Here is a 14329-nt window from a genome sequence, read left to right as displayed (position 1 = left end):
CTCCTCAAAGCCCCGTGGGGCCTGAACCAGAATAGGCCCTTGGCCTCCTTCCGTCAAGCAGGAAAAGGGCCAGGGCCAAAAGGGCCAGGCCGGCACCCGCGCCGAAGGCCAGCCCAGGCCCGTAGGCTTGCCAAAGGGCTCCGAAGACCAGGCTGGCCGGGAGGAGCAAGACCCCCACCACCGTGTGGTAGAGGCCGATGGCGGTGGCCTTGGTGGCCTCAGGCACCAAGGTGGCCAGGTAGGCCCGGCTTGACCCCTCAAAGGCGGCAGAGTAGAGGGCGTAGAGGAGGAGCAGGGCTACCCCCCACAGGGCGCTTTGCGCCAGGGCGAAGCCCAGGTACACCAGGGCATAAAGGCCGAACCCCCAGGCCACCACGCGCCGCAACCCCACCCGGTCTGCCAGGCTGCCCAGGGGGTAGGAAAGGAGGGCATAGAGGAGGTTGTACCCGGTGTAGGCCAGGGTGACCTGCTCCTGGCTTAGGCCCAATTCCTTCAGGCGCAGGAGGAGGAAGGCGTTGGAGGAAAGGGCCAGGGCGAAGACCCCGGAGATGAGGAGAAAGCGTCGGTAGGAAGCGGGGAGGGCGCGGAGGTAGGCCAGGCGCAAGGGGGGTAGCGGGGGCCTGATTTCTTGGCGCTTGGCCTCTTTCACCCATAAAAGGGCCAGGAGGGCCAGAAAGGCGGGGACGGCCGAGGCCCAGAAGACCCCCCGGATGCCCAGGTGCGGCAGGAGGAGAAAAGCCAGGAAGGGGCCCACGGTGGCCCCCAGGGTGTCCAGGCCCCGGTGGAGGCCGTAGGCCCGCCCTAAGGCGCCCTTATCCACGCTTTCCGCCAAGAGGGCGTCCCGCGGCGCCGTGCGCAGCCCCTTGCCCGTGCGGTCCAGGAAGCGGTAGAGGAGCACGTGGGCCGGGCTTTGGGCCAGGGCCAAGATGGGTCGTAAAAAGGCTGGAAGGCCGTAGCCCAGGAGAAGGAGGGGTTTTCTGCGGCCCACCCGGTCCGAAACCCTTCCTCCCACCACCTTAAAGAGGCTGGCCGTGGCCTCGGCGATGCCTTCTACCAGGCCCAGCACCCCAGCGCCTGCTCCCAGTCCGGTGAGGAAGAGGGGCAAAAGGGGGTAGACCATCTCGCTGGCCACGTCCATGAGGAAACTGACCAAGCCCAGGAGGTACACTTGCGTGGGAAGCTTCATGGCCGATACCTCAGGTAAAGGAAAAGCAGGGGGGCTTCTGGAAGGACCATCAGCAGGGAAAGGGGGTCCAAGGGGGCTGGGGAAAGCAGGGCTGGCCCCAGGGGGGTGGGGAAGGGTAGGGGCAGGGTGCGGGTGAGGAGGAAGAGCAGGAGGAAAACGGTGGAAAGCCCCACCCCAAGGCGCCACACCAAGGGGGCGAAGGGGGGTTCCCCCTTGGGGTACATAAAGCGCAGGGTGATCAGGACAAGGGCGTAGGTGACCTTTAGGGCCAGTAAAAGGAGGAAGAGCTGGCCGTAAAGGTAGTACTCGTTCACCAGACCGTAGCGGACAGCCTCCGCCTCGGAAACCCCCAGGGCGCTTCCGCAAAGCCCTTGCCCCAGCACCTGGCCCAGGCCCAGCCCCAGGAACTGGAGAAAAAAGGGGAGAAGGGTGAGGCCCACTATCCAGCTTAAGGCGGGGGAGGTCACGAAGCCCACGGGCATAGCCTTGCGCCTCCAGCAAAAAAGATCAAGGGCCAGGAGACCCTGGCCCTTGACCGCTTGAGGGCCTACCAGAGCCGCATGCCCGGCACGGGGTTCAGGTTGCTGAAAAGCTGCACCAGGGTGGGCCCGTAGGCCAGCACCACCAGGATCACCGCCACCAGGAACCAGAAGCCGATCCGGTCCATGGCCTGAACCAAGGGCCGGTCCTCAGGGCCGGAGATGACCTCGGCAAAGGGCACGGGGGCCTCGGCCAGCTCGGGCTTGCGCTCCCGTCCCAGGAGGACGCTGAAGAGGCCGCAGATGAAGAGGAGCAGCGCCACGAGCAAGATGACCCCCGCAATGATGTTCAGGACCATGGGGATGGCGCTATGGGTGTAGGCGTCAGGCACCTGAGCGATGTAGGCCCGCCTGGGCACGTTGAGAAGGCCCTGCCAGTGGAGGCCGATGGCCATGACCAGCATGCCTATGAACCAGAGCCAGACCACCGCCAGCCCAAGCCGCCGCTGGGCGTCGGAGATGGGCTTGCCCGTGAGGTTAGGGATGAGCCACCACAAGGAGCCCATACCGGTAAGGGTAATTAGGCTCGCCACCTGGAGGTGGAAGTGGCCGGGGATCCAGGTGGTGTTGTGCACCACGTAGTCCAGGGTGAAGCTGGCGTTCACCAGGCCCCCGGCCCCCCCAGGGATGAAGCCGATCAACCCCAGGACCGGGGCTACGAAGGCGGGGTTATCCCAAGGCAAGGCCTTGATCCAGCCCAAAAGCCCCTTCCCGCCCCGCAGGCGCCCGGCAAACTCCAGGCTGGCGGCAACGGTGAAGGCGGTCATAAGGCTGGGGACCGCCACGAACATGGTGAGGATGGAGTGGATCATTTTCCAGGTGGGGTCGATGCCGGGGTCGGCGAACTGGTGGTGGAAGCCCACTGGGGTGGAAAGGAGCAGGAAGAGGAGGAAAGCTAGGCGGGCCATGGGATCGGAGACCAGCTTCCCACCGGCTTGCTTGGGCAACACCGTATAGATGATGGTGTAGGCGGGCAGGAGCCAGAAGTAGACGATGGGGTGACCCGTCCACCAGAAGAGGGTGCGGGCGATGAGGGGGTCTACCCCTTTGATGAGTCCGAAGGACCAAGGCAGGAGGAAGAGCACCGCCTCCAGCACCAGCCCGATGGAGGCGATGAACCACATGAGCCAGAAGACCACGGCCATGTAGGTGACCAAGGGGGTCACCTTACCCGGGTTCTGGGCCTTCCAACGCCGCCAGAGGTCCAGCACGATGTAAATGCTCACCCAAGTGGACAAGACGAAGATGCTGGCCCCCAGGTAGAAGGCCCAGTGCCCCTGAAGAGGGGGGTAGAAGGTGTAAAGGACTGTAGCCTCGTTGGCGAGAAGGGGCAAGGCAGCCATCACCAAGCCGATGAAGGCCATCCACCAGGAGAGCCACATGAGGCCCATGTTGGGCCGTAGGTTGAGCTCCCGGGCGGGAAGGTACACCATGATGGCCTGGGCGAAGAGCTGGGTGAAGACGATGGCGTTCAGAACGCCGTGGAGGGTCAGGCCCTGGTAATAGGACTGGACGAAGGGCAAAAGGCGCTTAAGCAGGGGATAAGCGTCCACGTTGCCGTAGTTCAGGGCCTGGAAGGGGCCAAAGAGGCTCCCGATGATCACGGCGATGAAGCCCAGGACCAGGAAGTAGAGGGTGGCCTTCTTCTCCGGGTAGGCTTCGTAGACACGGGTGATATCCGTTGCCCGCACCGCCATGGCTCACTCCTTTACTACGATCTTGCCGAACATGTTCTGGTGGCCGATGCCGCAGTACTGGTTGCAGATGATCCGGTACTCGCCCGCCTTATTGAAGGTATAGCGCACGGTGGAAACCTCACCGGGGAGGACTTCCACGTTGATGTTGGTGCCCTCCACGTGGAAGCCGTGGATCACGTCGGGGCTGGTGATCTTGAAGATGATTTCCGCTCCCTTGGGCACCTCGATGGGGTTAGGCTGATACCCGAAGGCAAAGGCCAAGACATGCGCCGTGTACTGGTTGGGCCCGGTCTGCACCACAGCCTGCGTTGGATCAGCCCAGGGGCCCTCGGAGCGCACCTTGGTGGGGTCCACGCGCTCCAGCTGCCCCGCGGGGATCACCCCGGCACTATGGGTGGCCAAGGTGTAGGCGATCAGGGCGATGAAGACCAAGAGCATTACCAAGGAAAACGCCAGCCAGCCCTTCTCGTAAGCCAGGATCGCCTTGTGGGCCTTGTGCTCGTCCACCATACCCTACCCCCTAGCGAAAAAGACAGCGTATACCCCTAGCCAGAAGATTAGGATGGTGAGGGTAAGAACCACTATCACTCCTATGGCGCCCACCGGTTTTTCCTCCATACCCGTCCTCCCTTTACGGCAAGTGGCCGTATACGGTGCCCATGGTAGCGGAAACCTGAGAAATAGGTGAAGTACATTTGTCCCTACATGAGAGGGGACTTAGGAAATTGAAGTTCCTGTTCAAGAAAATAGGGGCGAGGCCTGATGCCTTGCCCCTTCGTGAAGCGGGATCCTAGGTACTCCCCACTCGGGCCAACACTTGGCGGCTTACCTCCTTTAGGGTTTCGAAAACCCCTTTGCCCTCCGTGGCCACGGCTTCGAAGACGGGAAAACGGCCCTCTGGGTCCACCACCGCCTGGACCATCTCCACCGGTAGAGCGTCGGGCAGGTCCCGTTTGTTCACCTGGAGCACCACGGGGATGTCCTCCACCTTGAGCCCGTATTCCGCCAGGTTCTCCCGCATGTTGCGCATGCTCTCCGCGTTGGCCCGGAGACGGTTAGGGGCGGAATCCGCCACGAAAACGATGCCATCCACACCCCTCAGGATCAGCTTGCGGCTGGCGTTGTAGAAGACCTGCCCCGGCACGGTGTAGAGATGGAAGCGGGTTTTGAAACCCTTGACTTCGCCCAAGTCTAAGGGAAGGAAGTCAAAGAACAGGGTGCGCTCGTCCTCGGTGGCCAGGGAAACCATTTCCCCCTTACGGCCCTCGGGGATCTTGCTGTATATCCATTTCAAGTTGGTGGTTTTCCCGGAAAGTCCCGGACCGTAGTAGACGATTTTGAAGTTGATCTCGCGGTTAGCGAAGTTGATGGTGCTCATGCTAGTTGCCAAAAAGTTCGTCCAAACGGGTTTTGGCTTCCTCGCGGTACTGGGTGTCCAGGTTCAGCTTGGGCGGGTTGGCGAGGGCTTCTTCGGCAATGCGGGCTAGGGCTTCTGCGGCCCGCTTTCCGTGGAGCTTGACCTTGCCCAGGGGAGCGTTCTCGTCAAAGACCAGGACCAGGAGGGCCGCTTCACCGGCTTCGTCTAGATAAAGCCCCACGTGTTCCCCTTGATGCACCACTTCCTGGAAGCGAGCTTCTCCCAGCAGCTTGGCCAAGGCTTGGGTGGCGGCGGCGTTGCCCGCCACCAAGGTGGCCAGGGAGTCCAGGGGCGGGGGCTTGGGGGCCCATAGGGCCTCTTTATGAGCCAGGACGAATCCCTTGCGGTCGATGAGGAGGGCGTAGCGGGCCCGGGTTTCCTGCAGGGTTTCCTGCAGCACGTCCATGGCCCGCTGGTACAGGGTCCCGTAAAGGACCAGGGAAGGTTCCACCATAGTATGCTCAGTCTACCATGAGGTCGTTTCTGGAAGAGGCCAGGGCGCTTTTGGCGGAACTGGTGGCCTTGCCCACGGTGAGCGCTGAGGGGAAGGCCCTCGAGGAGGGTGCGGCCAAGGTGGCCGAGCTCTTGGAGGGCTTGGGGCTCAGGGCCGAGCTCCACGGGGGCTACGGCCCCAAGGTGGTGTACGCGGAAGGGGGCGAGGGGGAGAAAGCCCTTCTCTTTTACAACCACTACGATGTCCAGCCCCCAGACCCTTTGGCGCTATGGGAGAGCGACCCCTTTACCCTCACCGAGCGGGATGGGGCCTGGTACGGGCGGGGCACCCACGACGACAAGGGGGAGTTGGTGGCCCGGCTCGTGGCCCTCAGGCTTTTCCGGGAACGGCATGGCTTCCTTCCCTGGGTGAAGTTCGTGGTGGAGGGGGAGGAGGAGGTGGGAAGCCCGCACCTGGCGGACTACGTGCGGGACCAGCGGGAACGCCTCCGGGCGGAGGCGGTGGTTTGGGAGGCGGGAGGCGTGGACGCTCAGGGGCGGCCTTACCTTTATGCGGGGCTCAAGGGCATCGTGGCCCTGGAGCTTAGGGTGCGCACCGCTGCCTTTGACCTGCACTCCTCCTACGGGGCGGTGGTGGAAAACCCCATTTACCGCTTGAGCCGGGCCATCTCCAGCCTGCGGGATGAGGAGGGAAGGGTCCTCATCCCGGGGTTTTACGACCGGGTCCGGCCCCTCTCGCCCACGGAGATGGAGGTGCTGGCGGAGATTCCCGATGAATCGGAAGCGCTAAGGGAGGCTTTCGGCGTGCGGGACTTCCTGGGCGGGGCCAGGAACCTGGAGTTCAACCAGCGCCTTTATGCGGAGCCCTGCGTCAACATCAACGGCTTTCACTCCGGTTATGGGGGCCCAGGCTCCAAGACGGTACTCCCAGCGGAAGCTTTCGCCAAGCTGGACTTTCGCTTGGTGCCGGACCAGGACCCGGAGGAGATCCCAGGGCTTCTTAAGCGGCACCTCGAGGCCCAGGGCTTCCACGACGTGGAAGTGGTGGTCTTGGAAAAGGGGGAACACCCCGCCCGCTCGGACCTCACCCACCCCTTCGTGGGTCTGGCGAGGCGGGCCTTGGAGGAGGCCTTCGGCCAGAAGGCGGTGGTGTACCCCAACATGGCGGGCTCCGGCCCCATGCACCCCTTCCTCCACCACCTGAAGGCCCCGGCGGTGGGCCTGGGGGTGGGGTACCCGGGGAGCCGGGTGCACAGCCCCAACGAGCACATCCGCATCCAGGACTTTGAACGGGGCACCCTGGCCCTCCTCAGGCTCTTGGAGCTCTACTTCCTGGGCCGCTAGACCCGGCATCTGCTAGGCTTTTGGGGTATGCGCCTAGTCTTTGGTGAGCGCGATACCCCTTACCAAGAGGCCCGGGTGGTGGTCCTGCCCGTGCCCTACGACCTATCCCTTTCCTTCTTGCCGGGGGCCCGGCGGGGCCCTGAGGCCATCCTTCTGGCCAGCCGGGAGCTGGAGCCTTTTCTCCTGGAGCTTGGGGTGGCTCCGGAGGAGGTGGGCATCCACGCGGCGGAGCCGGTGCCCTGGGTGGCGGGAAGCGCCGAGGAAAGCCACGCTTTGATCCGGGAAGCCGCCCTCACCCATCTTCGGGCGGGCAAGTTCCTGGTGGCTCTGGGGGGGGACCATTCCATCACCCACCCCCTGGTCCAGGCCCACCGGGAGGCCCTGGGGGAGTTCTCCCTCCTGCATATCGACGCCCACGCCGACCTCTATCCGGAGTGGCAGGGCTCGGTGTACTCCCACGCCTCCCCCTTCTATCGGCTCTTGCAGGAGGGCTTTCCCCTGGTGCAGGTGGGCATCCGGGCCATGGACCGGGAGTCCTTGGAGCTGGCGCGGGAGCGGGGGGTGGGCCTTTTTCCCGCCCACCGGCTTCACCGGGAGGGGCTACCTTTGAGGGAGATCCTCGAGGCCCTAGGGGAGCGGGTCTACATCAGCTTTGACTTTGACGCCCTGGACCCCTCGGCGATGCCCAGCGTGGGCACGCCCCTCCCCGGGGGCCTCACCTACCGCCAGGCGGTGGACCTCCTGGAGGCGGTGTTCCGGGAGAAGGAGGTGGTGGGGATGGACTTCGTGGAGCTTTCCCCCAACGGGCAGTTCCATGCGGAGATGACCGCGGCCCAGCTGGTCTACCACGCCATCGGCCTGAAGGGCCTCCAGGCAGGGTGGCTCGTGGCCAGGGGCCTGTAGGCTACATTTCCTTCGCTCGCTTGCCCGTAGCTTGGGAACAGGATGCCCTGGCTCCTGGGCGTGCTCCTCTTGGGGGTGGGTCTGGCCCAGCCCCTCACCCTGCCCGACCTCTGGGAGAGGGTTTACGGGGAAGGGGGGTTTCGGGTGGAACGGGTCTTGGAGAGGACCCCCCGTTTCACCCGAGTGCTTTTCTCCCATCTTTCCGATGGGCTTCGGGTGTACGGATTTGCCAACCTGCCTTTGGGGCAGGGTCCCTTTCCCGTGGTGGTGGTGCTTCACGGGTATGTGGAGCCGAGCCGCTACCGGACCCTGGCCTACACCACCCCCTACGCCGACTTTTTGGCGGAGGCAGGATACCTGGTCCTTCACCCCAACTACCGGGGCCATCCTCCCTCGGAGGGGCGGCCTGCCATGGGTTTGCGTCACGTCTACGCAGTGGACGTGCTGAATCTGCTGGCCGAGGTGCGCAAGGGCGTTCTTCCCCAGGCGGATGGGCGGCGCATCGGCCTCTTCGGCCACTCCATGGGTGGGGGGATTGCCCAGGTGGTGGCCCTGGTGGATCCCCGCCTGAAGGGCGTGGTGCTTTACGGGAGCATGAGCGGGGACGAGAGGCGGAATCTGGAGCGGATCCTCTACTGGTCGGGGGGTACTCGAGGCCGGGAGCTTCTAACCCTTCCTCCCAAAACCCTGGTGGAGGCTTCCGCCTGGACCTACCTGGAGAGGGTTGCCGTCCCCTTCAGCATCCACCACGGCACCCAGGACGCCCAGGTGCCCCCGGAGTGGTCATGGGAGCTTTGCCGCAGGCTTAAGTCCTTGGGAAAGCCGGTGGAGTGCTTCAGCTATCCGGCGGGCCACCTTTTCCGCGGTACGGTGGACCAGGCGTTCCGCCAAAGGGTCCTGGCCTTTTTCGGACGGGTCTTGCAGTAACCTGGGGCCATGCAGGCCTTCTTTGAGAACCTCGAGGCCCTCTTCTTTGCCCTTGCCTTCGGGAGCGTGGTCTTTGGCCTTCTAGCCCGCCTGCTGGGGGTGCGGCGCACCTGGCCCTTCTTCCTGCTGGCTGCCCTTTGGCTGGTCCTTGGCCTACTCCTTCGGTTAGAATAGCCCTTCGTGGCCAAGCGCGTGGTTTCCGTGTCCCTGGGGGCTAGCCGCCGGGACTCCGTGGTCCAGGTGGAGCTCCTGGGGGAGGAAGTGGTGTTGGAAAGGCGGGGTACGGATGGCGACTTCCAGAAAGCCGCGCGCCTCATTGCTGAGCTGGATGGAAAGGTGGACGCCATCGGCCTCGGGGGTATCGACCTCTACCTTTGGGCAGGGGGGCGGCGCTACACCATCCGGGATGCCAAAAGGCTTAAGGCGGCGGCCCGTAAAACCCCTGTGGTGGATGGCTCGGGTCTCAAGCACACCCTGGAGCGGCGGGCGGTGGCCGACCTTTCCCGCATCATAGACTGGAAGAGCACGAAGGTGCTCTTGCCCTCCGCGGTGGACCGCTTCGGCCTGGCCGAGGCCTTGGCCGAGGCTGGAGCCAGGGTGCTCTACGGGGACTTCATCTTCGCTTTGGGCCTCCCCATTCCCCTCTACTCCCTCTCCTTCCTGCAGAAGCTGGCCTACGTCCTCCTGCCTGTCCTGACCCAGCTTCCCTTCCAGCTCCTTTACCCCACGGGGGAAAAGCAGGACAAGCGGGCGGTGGACTGGCGAAGCCGCTACTACCTCTGGGCGGATGTGGTGGCGGGGGACTGGCATTACCTCAAGCGTCACATGCCCGACGAGATGTGGGGGAAGATGGTGCTCACCAACACCACCACGGAGGAGGACGTGGCCTTTTTGCGGGAGAGGGGGGTAAGGCGCCTCATCACCACCACCCCCCGTTTGAACGGGCGAAGCTTTGGCACCAACGTCATGGAGGCCCTTTTGGTGGCCCTGGCCGGGCGGGAGCTTGGGGAGGAGGAGTACCTCCGGTATATTGACCTCTTAGGGCTTAGGCCCCAGGTCCTGGACCTACAGGAGGAAGCATGATCAGCGTGACCGACCTTAGACCCGGAACCAAGGTGAAGATGGAGGGCGGCCTTTGGGAGTGCGTGGAGTACCAGCACCAAAAGATTGGCCGTGGTGGGGCCAAGGTGGTGGCCAAGTTCAAGAACCTGGAAACCGGGGCCACCATTGAGCGCACCTTCAACTCCGGGGAGAAGCTGGAGGACATCTACGTGGAAACCCGGGAGCTCCAGTACCTGTACCAGGAGGGGGACGACCTGGTTTTCATGGACTTGGAGACCTACGAGCAGTTCCACCTGTCCAAGGATCAGGTGGAGGCGGCCCGGTTTCTCAAGGAGGGCATGACCGTTCTGGGGGACATGTACGAGGGGCGCCCCCTGAAGATTACCCCGCCCACCGTGGTGGAGCTCAAGGTGGTGGACACGCCTCCTGGGGTACGGGGGGATACGGTCTCGGGCGGCAGCAAGCCCGCTACCCTGGAAACGGGAGCGGTGGTCCAGGTGCCCCTGTTCGTGGAGCCCGGCGAGGTCATCAAGGTGGATACCCGTACGGGCCAGTACGTGGGCCGGGCCTAGAACCCATGCCCTGCGGGCCTGGCCAGGCTGCCAGGCCCCCCGCGCGCTTTGATGTTGACTGGGTACAAAGGACGTCTTTCCCGTCCATAGGGTAAGCTTTATGCCACGAGGTAGGCCTATGACGCCCAAGGAGCTCAAGCAGATCCTGCAGGCCCTGGTGGAGCACGGGGTGAACGAGCTCACCCTGGAAACCCCGGACTACAAGCTCACCGTCCGCCGCGGGGGCGAGGTGCAGGTGGTGGCGGTGCCCCAGGCGGTGGCCGCCCCGGTCCCGGCGCCCCAGCCCCCCGCGGCTTTGGCTCCCGCACTAGCGGCGGAGGCAACGCCTCCCCCGTCGCCTGCCCCTGAGGGGACCAAGGGCGTGGACAAGGCGGAGGAGTGCGCGGGGTGCGTGGAGATCAAGGCCCCCATTGTGGGTACCTTCTACCGGGCACCGGCCCCGGATGCCCCCCCTTACGTGGAGGAAGGGGACCGGGTGGAAAAGGGACAGGTGCTCTGCATCATCGAGGCGATGAAGCTCATGAACGAGATTGAGTCGGAGGTTTCGGGCATCGTTAAAAAGATCCTGGTGAAAAACGGGGAACCCGTGGAGTACGGGCAACCCCTCTTCCTGATCCAGCCGCTATGAAGAAGGTCTTGATCGCCAACCGGGGCGAGATCGCCTTGAGGATTATCCGGGCCGCCAAGGAGTTAGGGATCAAGACCGTGGTGGCCCACTCCACCGCCGACGAGAGGAGCCTTCCCGTGCTCCTGGCGGACGAGGCCATCTGCATCGGACCCCCGCCCTCGGGGCAGAGCTACCTGAACATCCCCAACCTGCTCTCCGCGGCCATCGTCACCGGGGCGGACGCCATCCACCCCGGCTACGGCTTTCTGGCGGAGAACGCCACCTTCGCGGAGATGTGTCGGGAGCATGGCCTCACCTTCATCGGTCCCACCCCGGAGAACATGCGGGCCCTGGGGGATAAGGCCACTGCCAGGAAGGTGGCGCGGGAGGCCGGGGTGCCCACGGTTCCGGGAACGGATGAGCTTGAGAGCGTGGAGGAGGCCAAGCGGGCTGCTCAGGAGATCGGCTACCCGGTGATCCTCAAGGCCTCCGCCGGGGGTGGAGGCCGGGGGATGCGGGTGGTGCACACGGAGGAGGAGTTGGAAAGGGCGGTCCAACAGGCCCAGGAGGAGGCGCGGGCGGCCTTCGGAAACCCCGCCATCTACCTGGAGAAGTACATCGAAGAGCCGAAGCACATAGAGATCCAGGTCCTGGGGGATGGGGAGAACGTCATCCACCTTTGGGAACGGGACTGCTCCATCCAACGCCGGCACCAGAAGCTCTTGGAGGAAGCCCCCAGCACTTTGCCTTTGGAAACCCGCAAGGCCATCGCCGAGGCCGCGGCCCGGCTGGCCCGGCACGTGGGTTATGTGTCCGCGGGTACCCTGGAGTTTCTGGTGGATAAGGAGGGGAACTTCTACTTCATAGAGATGAACACCCGCATCCAGGTGGAGCACCCCGTGACCGAGATGATCACCGGCATTGACCTGGTGCAGGCCCAGTTCCGGATCGCCATGGGGGAGAAGCTTTGGCTCAGGCAGGAGGAGGTGGAGGTGCGGGGGCATGCTATAGAGGTGCGCATCAACGCTGAGGACCCGGAGAAGGGCTTTAGGCCTTCCATCGGCAAGGTGGAGACCCTTTTGTTCCCGGGCGGACCCGGCATCCGGGTGGACAGCCACCTCTATGCGGGCTATCAGATCCCGCCCCACTACGACAGCTTGATCGCCAAGATCATCGCCTGGGCCCCCACCCGGGAGGAGGCTATAAGGCGCATGGAAAGGGCTCTTTCCGAGACGGTGATTGAGGGCCCTGGCCTCAAGACCACCATTCCCTTCCACCAAAAGGTGTTGCAAAACGCCTTCTTCCGCCGGGGTGCCGTCTACACCAACTTCGTGGCCCGGCGGATGGAGGTGTAGACTGGGCGTGTGATGGTGGAATACGAGATCAGCGACCATGCCCTCGAGGGGCTGGTGGCCCATACCCTTTCCGAGCTTCAGGGGGTGCGGCTCTTGGAAACCGCTCCCCGCTCCCTGGGGGAGGTTTTCCGCCGCATGAAGCCCATCAAGGTGGAGCGCGCCCCCGAGGGGCTCACCGTGGACCTGGTCCTTTCCGTGGACTATGGGGTTTCCATTCCCGAGGCAGCCCAGGCGGTGCAGAAGGCGGTGGCCGAGGCCCTCTTCGTGGCCACCGGCGAGAAGGTGCGGGCGGTGAACCTCACCGTGGCCCAGGTGGAATACCGGAAGGAGGCCCATGCTTAGGCGGGCCCGAGAGCTGGCCATGCGGGCCTTGTTCGCCCATACCCAGGGGGGGATGGATCTGGAAGAGGCCTTCCGCCACGCCTTGGCGGAGATGGGGGGCGAGGAGGACGCCTACGGCGATCCCCTGGACCAGGAAGGGGTGGCCTTTGCCCGGCGCTTGCTGGAGGGGTACAAGGCCCATGCGGAGGAGGTGGACCGGGTGCTACGGGAAACCGTGGAGGGATGGGACTTCGCCCAGATGTCCAAAACCGACCTTACGGTCTTGCGTTTGGCCACCTACGAGATGCTCTATGAGCCCACCCCTTTTGCTCCCTTGATCGAGGTGGCGGTGAAGATCGCCAACCGCTACGGGGGGGAGCACTCCGGGGCTTTTGTCAATGGGGTCCTTGGCCGCTTGTATCGGCGGATCCAGGGGGGCGAGCTGAAGGCGGTGCCCAAGGAGGACTGAGATGACCCTTGCCCGTACCCTTTCCGGCCATGAGGTGGCGGAGACCGTGTATCGGGAGCTGAGGGAAACCCTGAGTTCCCTGCCTTTTGTACCCTCCCTCAGGGTGATCCGCTTGGGGGAGGACCCCGCCTCGGTGTCCTACGTGCGCCTTAAGGACAAAAGGGCCAGGGAGCTGGGCCTTTTGAGCCAGGTGGAGGTGTACCCGGCGGATACCCCCGAGGGGGTCCTTTTAGAGCGGATCGAGACCCTGAACCAGGATCCCGAGGTGGACGGTATCCTGGTTCAGCTTCCCTTACCTGCCCACATCCGCACGGAGCGGGTTTTGGAGGCCATTTCCCCCCTTAAGGATGTGGATGGCTTCCACCCCTTCAACGTGGGGAAGCTCTGGAGCGGGGGAGAGGGGCTTTTCCCCTGCACGCCCCTGGGTGTCGTCCGCTTGCTCAAGCATTACGGGGTGGAGCTAAGGGGCAAGGAGGTGGTGGTCCTGGGCCGGTCCAACATTGTGGGCAAGCCCCTGGCCGGCCTCCTCCTGCGGGAGGATGCCACCGTGACCGTGGCCCATTCCCGTACCCGGAACCTTCCGGAGGTAACCCGGCGGGCCGAGGTGCTGGTGGTGGCGGTGGGGAAGCCCCACCTGGTACGGAAGGAGTGGGTGCGGCCCGGGGCCATCGTGGTGGACGTGGGGGTGAACCGGGTGGAGGGGAAGCTTGTGGGCGATGTGCACCCCGAGGTGGCCGAGGTGGCCTCCGCCCTCACCCCTGTGCCTGGGGGCGTGGGGCCCATGACCGTGGCCATGCTCATGGCCAACACCGTGAAGGCGGCCCTCATCAGGCGGAATGGAGCTTCTCGCTAACCAGGTTTTCTGGACCGCCATCCTGGCCAACCTCCTGGCCCAGACCCTGAAGCTTTTCCTCTATTACCTGCTGGAGGGCCGGTTCCAATGGGAACGTTTCCTGGAAACCGGGGGGATGCCCAGCTCCCACTCCGCCACCGTCAGTGCCTTGGCCATGGGCGTGGGCTTCCAGGAGGGTTTTGGCAGCACCCTGTTTGCTGTGGCCGCCATCTTCGCCCTCATCGTCATGTACGACGCCACGGGAATCCGTCGGGCGGCTGGCCTGCATGCCCAGCTCCTAAACCAGTTGGTTCAGGAACTGCAACAGGTACTCCAGAAAGGCCCTGCCCCTGAGCCCCTTAAGGAACTTTTGGGCCACACTTACCTCGAGGTCCTGGTGGGAGCGTTGCTGGGCGGCCTGGTGGCCTTCCTTAGCTTTCACCTCTTCCCGGCGGCGTAAAAAGCCAGGGTCTGCCCCAAGAGGAAGACCAGGAGCCCTAGCACGGGGGAGAGAAAGAAGGTGAAGAAGCCTGCGAACAAGGCCAGCGCCAGGGGCAGGAGGGGCTTCTTGAAGCGGTGGAAGACCCACAGGTTCAAAAGGCCGAAGAAGAGGAGGACGCCGAAGGCAACCGTTTCCACGGGGCT

20 protein-coding genes are annotated in these 14329 nt (G+C 64.3%); 12 read left to right on the top strand and 8 right to left on the bottom strand.

The annotated features are described in order from the left end of the window. Nucleotides 1-4 precede the first annotated feature (4 nt). The 7 genes from L1087_RS00605 to mglB form a co-directional block, all read right to left on the bottom strand. Nucleotides 5-1186: an MFS transporter gene (locus tag L1087_RS00605; protein ID WP_234557153.1), complete on the bottom strand. Its 1182-nt coding sequence runs from the start codon at nucleotides 1184-1186 to the stop codon at nucleotides 5-7. Continuing rightward, entirely contained in the window at nucleotides 1183-1668 is a 486-nt protein-coding gene (locus L1087_RS00600) for a hypothetical protein (RefSeq protein ID WP_135259513.1), read from the bottom strand. The genes L1087_RS00605 and L1087_RS00600 overlap by 4 nt, the downstream gene beginning before the upstream one ends. Nucleotides 1669-1733: 65 nt before the next feature. Further along, nucleotides 1734-3422: a b(o/a)3-type cytochrome-c oxidase subunit 1 gene (locus L1087_RS00595; RefSeq protein ID WP_234557152.1), complete on the bottom strand. Its 1689-nt coding sequence runs from the start codon at nucleotides 3420-3422 to the stop codon at nucleotides 1734-1736. A gap of 3 nt (nucleotides 3423-3425) precedes the next feature. Beyond that, complete coding sequence (locus L1087_RS00590; protein WP_234557151.1) at nucleotides 3426-3932, bottom strand: cupredoxin domain-containing protein; 507 nt, start codon at nucleotides 3930-3932, stop codon at nucleotides 3426-3428. Between the two features lie 3 nt (nucleotides 3933-3935). Further along, nucleotides 3936-4040, bottom strand: coding sequence for a cytochrome c oxidase subunit 2A (locus L1087_RS00585; protein WP_038042704.1), 105 nt, complete (start codon nucleotides 4038-4040; stop codon nucleotides 3936-3938). A gap of 172 nt (nucleotides 4041-4212) precedes the next feature. Next, nucleotides 4213-4800, bottom strand: a complete 588-nt coding sequence (gene mglA / locus L1087_RS00580) for a GTPase MglA (RefSeq protein WP_038042702.1) — start codon at nucleotides 4798-4800, stop codon at nucleotides 4213-4215. 1 nt (nucleotide 4801) lies between these two features. Then, a complete protein-coding gene (gene mglB / locus L1087_RS00575; protein WP_038042701.1) occupies nucleotides 4802-5293 on the bottom strand; it encodes a GTPase-activating protein MglB in 492 nt (163 codons plus the stop codon). Nucleotides 5294-5310: 17 nt separating this feature from the next. Between mglB and L1087_RS00570 the strand changes: the two genes are divergently transcribed. From L1087_RS00570 to L1087_RS00515, 12 genes are all read left to right on the top strand, one after another. After that, nucleotides 5311-6636, top strand: coding sequence for a M20/M25/M40 family metallo-hydrolase (locus L1087_RS00570; RefSeq protein WP_234557148.1), 1326 nt, complete (start codon nucleotides 5311-5313; stop codon nucleotides 6634-6636). A gap of 27 nt (nucleotides 6637-6663) precedes the next feature. Next, the gene (gene speB, locus L1087_RS00565) at nucleotides 6664-7539 is read left to right on the top strand and encodes an agmatinase (protein WP_234557145.1); all 876 of its coding nucleotides are present in this window, start codon (nucleotides 6664-6666) and stop codon (nucleotides 7537-7539) included. A 42-nt stretch (nucleotides 7540-7581) separates the two neighbouring features. Next, nucleotides 7582-8466, top strand: a complete 885-nt coding sequence (locus L1087_RS00560; RefSeq protein WP_234557144.1) for an alpha/beta hydrolase family protein — start codon at nucleotides 7582-7584, stop codon at nucleotides 8464-8466. Nucleotides 8467-8475: 9 nt separating this feature from the next. Then, on the top strand, nucleotides 8476-8640 hold the full coding sequence (locus L1087_RS00555; protein ID WP_172640108.1) for a hypothetical protein: 165 nt from the start codon (nucleotides 8476-8478) through the stop codon (nucleotides 8638-8640). Nucleotides 8641-8646: 6 nt separating this feature from the next. Then, nucleotides 8647-9549 carry an RNase P subunit p30 family protein gene (locus L1087_RS00550; RefSeq protein WP_234557142.1) on the top strand — a complete coding sequence of 301 codons (903 nt, stop codon included), beginning with the start codon at nucleotides 8647-8649 and terminating at the stop codon, nucleotides 9547-9549. Beyond that, nucleotides 9546-10100 (top strand): elongation factor P, encoded by a 555-nt coding sequence (efp, locus tag L1087_RS00545; RefSeq protein WP_038042696.1) that lies wholly within the window; start codon nucleotides 9546-9548, stop codon nucleotides 10098-10100. Before L1087_RS00550 ends, efp begins: the two co-directional genes overlap by 4 nt. 118 nt (nucleotides 10101-10218) lie before the next feature. After that, the gene (gene accB, locus L1087_RS00540; RefSeq protein ID WP_135259520.1) at nucleotides 10219-10728 is read left to right on the top strand and encodes an acetyl-CoA carboxylase biotin carboxyl carrier protein; all 510 of its coding nucleotides are present in this window, start codon (nucleotides 10219-10221) and stop codon (nucleotides 10726-10728) included. Then, nucleotides 10725-12062 (top strand): acetyl-CoA carboxylase biotin carboxylase subunit, encoded by a 1338-nt coding sequence (gene accC / locus L1087_RS00535; RefSeq protein WP_234557141.1) that lies wholly within the window; start codon nucleotides 10725-10727, stop codon nucleotides 12060-12062. Before accB ends, accC begins: the two co-directional genes overlap by 4 nt. A 12-nt stretch (nucleotides 12063-12074) precedes the next feature. Further along, nucleotides 12075-12404 carry an Asp23/Gls24 family envelope stress response protein gene (locus L1087_RS00530; RefSeq protein WP_038042693.1) on the top strand — a complete coding sequence of 110 codons (330 nt, stop codon included), beginning with the start codon at nucleotides 12075-12077 and terminating at the stop codon, nucleotides 12402-12404. Then, complete coding sequence (nusB, locus tag L1087_RS00525) at nucleotides 12397-12852, top strand: transcription antitermination factor NusB (protein WP_135259521.1); 456 nt, start codon at nucleotides 12397-12399, stop codon at nucleotides 12850-12852. Before L1087_RS00530 ends, nusB begins: the two co-directional genes overlap by 8 nt. Nucleotide 12853: 1 nt before the next feature. Beyond that, nucleotides 12854-13705: a bifunctional 5,10-methylenetetrahydrofolate dehydrogenase/5,10-methenyltetrahydrofolate cyclohydrolase gene (locus tag L1087_RS00520; RefSeq protein ID WP_234557139.1), complete on the top strand. Its 852-nt coding sequence runs from the start codon at nucleotides 12854-12856 to the stop codon at nucleotides 13703-13705. Beyond that, the gene (locus tag L1087_RS00515; protein WP_038042688.1) at nucleotides 13689-14144 is read left to right on the top strand and encodes a divergent PAP2 family protein; all 456 of its coding nucleotides are present in this window, start codon (nucleotides 13689-13691) and stop codon (nucleotides 14142-14144) included. Before L1087_RS00520 ends, L1087_RS00515 begins: the two co-directional genes overlap by 17 nt. Here L1087_RS00515 and L1087_RS00510 read toward each other — a convergent pair. Beyond that, the gene (locus L1087_RS00510; RefSeq protein ID WP_038042686.1) at nucleotides 14123-14323 is read right to left on the bottom strand and encodes a hypothetical protein; all 201 of its coding nucleotides are present in this window, start codon (nucleotides 14321-14323) and stop codon (nucleotides 14123-14125) included. The two genes, L1087_RS00515 and L1087_RS00510, sit on opposite strands and share 22 nt — an antisense overlap. Between the last annotated feature and the right edge of the window lie 6 nt (nucleotides 14324-14329).

This window comes from Thermus tengchongensis (assembly GCF_021462405.1).
GTDB classification, from domain to species: domain Bacteria; phylum Deinococcota; class Deinococci; order Deinococcales; family Thermaceae; genus Thermus; species Thermus tengchongensis.
The sequence above is the reverse complement of the archived record's forward strand: the minus strand, read 5'-3'. Positions and strand labels throughout refer to the sequence as shown.

Excerpts from the sequence above, each read along its gene's own strand:
- speB (WP_234557145.1), top strand. The coding sequence starts at position 6,664 with ATGCGCCTAGTCTTTGGTGAGCGCGATACCCCTTACCAAGAGGCCCGG.
- accC (WP_234557141.1), top strand. The coding sequence starts at position 10,725 with ATGAAGAAGGTCTTGATCGCCAACCGGGGCGAGATCGCCTTGAGGATT.
- L1087_RS00515 (WP_038042688.1), top strand. The coding sequence starts at position 13,689 with ATGGAGCTTCTCGCTAACCAGGTTTTCTGGACCGCCATCCTGGCCAAC.
- L1087_RS00520 (WP_234557139.1), top strand. The coding sequence starts at position 12,854 with ATGACCCTTGCCCGTACCCTTTCCGGCCATGAGGTGGCGGAGACCGTG.
- accB (WP_135259520.1), top strand. The coding sequence starts at position 10,219 with ATGACGCCCAAGGAGCTCAAGCAGATCCTGCAGGCCCTGGTGGAGCAC.
- L1087_RS00590 (WP_234557151.1), bottom strand. The coding sequence starts at position 3,932 with ATGGTGGACGAGCACAAGGCCCACAAGGCGATCCTGGCTTACGAGAAG.
- L1087_RS00595 (WP_234557152.1), bottom strand. The coding sequence starts at position 3,422 with ATGGCGGTGCGGGCAACGGATATCACCCGTGTCTACGAAGCCTACCCG.
- mglA (WP_038042702.1), bottom strand. The coding sequence starts at position 4,800 with ATGAGCACCATCAACTTCGCTAACCGCGAGATCAACTTCAAAATCGTC.
- L1087_RS00530 (WP_038042693.1), top strand. The coding sequence starts at position 12,075 with ATGGTGGAATACGAGATCAGCGACCATGCCCTCGAGGGGCTGGTGGCC.
- L1087_RS00555 (WP_172640108.1), top strand. The coding sequence starts at position 8,476 with ATGCAGGCCTTCTTTGAGAACCTCGAGGCCCTCTTCTTTGCCCTTGCC.
- L1087_RS00570 (WP_234557148.1), top strand. The coding sequence starts at position 5,311 with ATGAGGTCGTTTCTGGAAGAGGCCAGGGCGCTTTTGGCGGAACTGGTG.
- mglB (WP_038042701.1), bottom strand. The coding sequence starts at position 5,293 with ATGGTGGAACCTTCCCTGGTCCTTTACGGGACCCTGTACCAGCGGGCC.
- efp (WP_038042696.1), top strand. The coding sequence starts at position 9,546 with ATGATCAGCGTGACCGACCTTAGACCCGGAACCAAGGTGAAGATGGAG.
- L1087_RS00600 (WP_135259513.1), bottom strand. The coding sequence starts at position 1,668 with ATGCCCGTGGGCTTCGTGACCTCCCCCGCCTTAAGCTGGATAGTGGGC.
- nusB (WP_135259521.1), top strand. The coding sequence starts at position 12,397 with ATGCTTAGGCGGGCCCGAGAGCTGGCCATGCGGGCCTTGTTCGCCCAT.
- L1087_RS00585 (WP_038042704.1), bottom strand. The coding sequence starts at position 4,040 with ATGGAGGAAAAACCGGTGGGCGCCATAGGAGTGATAGTGGTTCTTACC.
- L1087_RS00560 (WP_234557144.1), top strand. The coding sequence starts at position 7,582 with ATGCCCTGGCTCCTGGGCGTGCTCCTCTTGGGGGTGGGTCTGGCCCAG.
- L1087_RS00605 (WP_234557153.1), bottom strand. The coding sequence starts at position 1,186 with ATGAAGCTTCCCACGCAAGTGTACCTCCTGGGCTTGGTCAGTTTCCTC.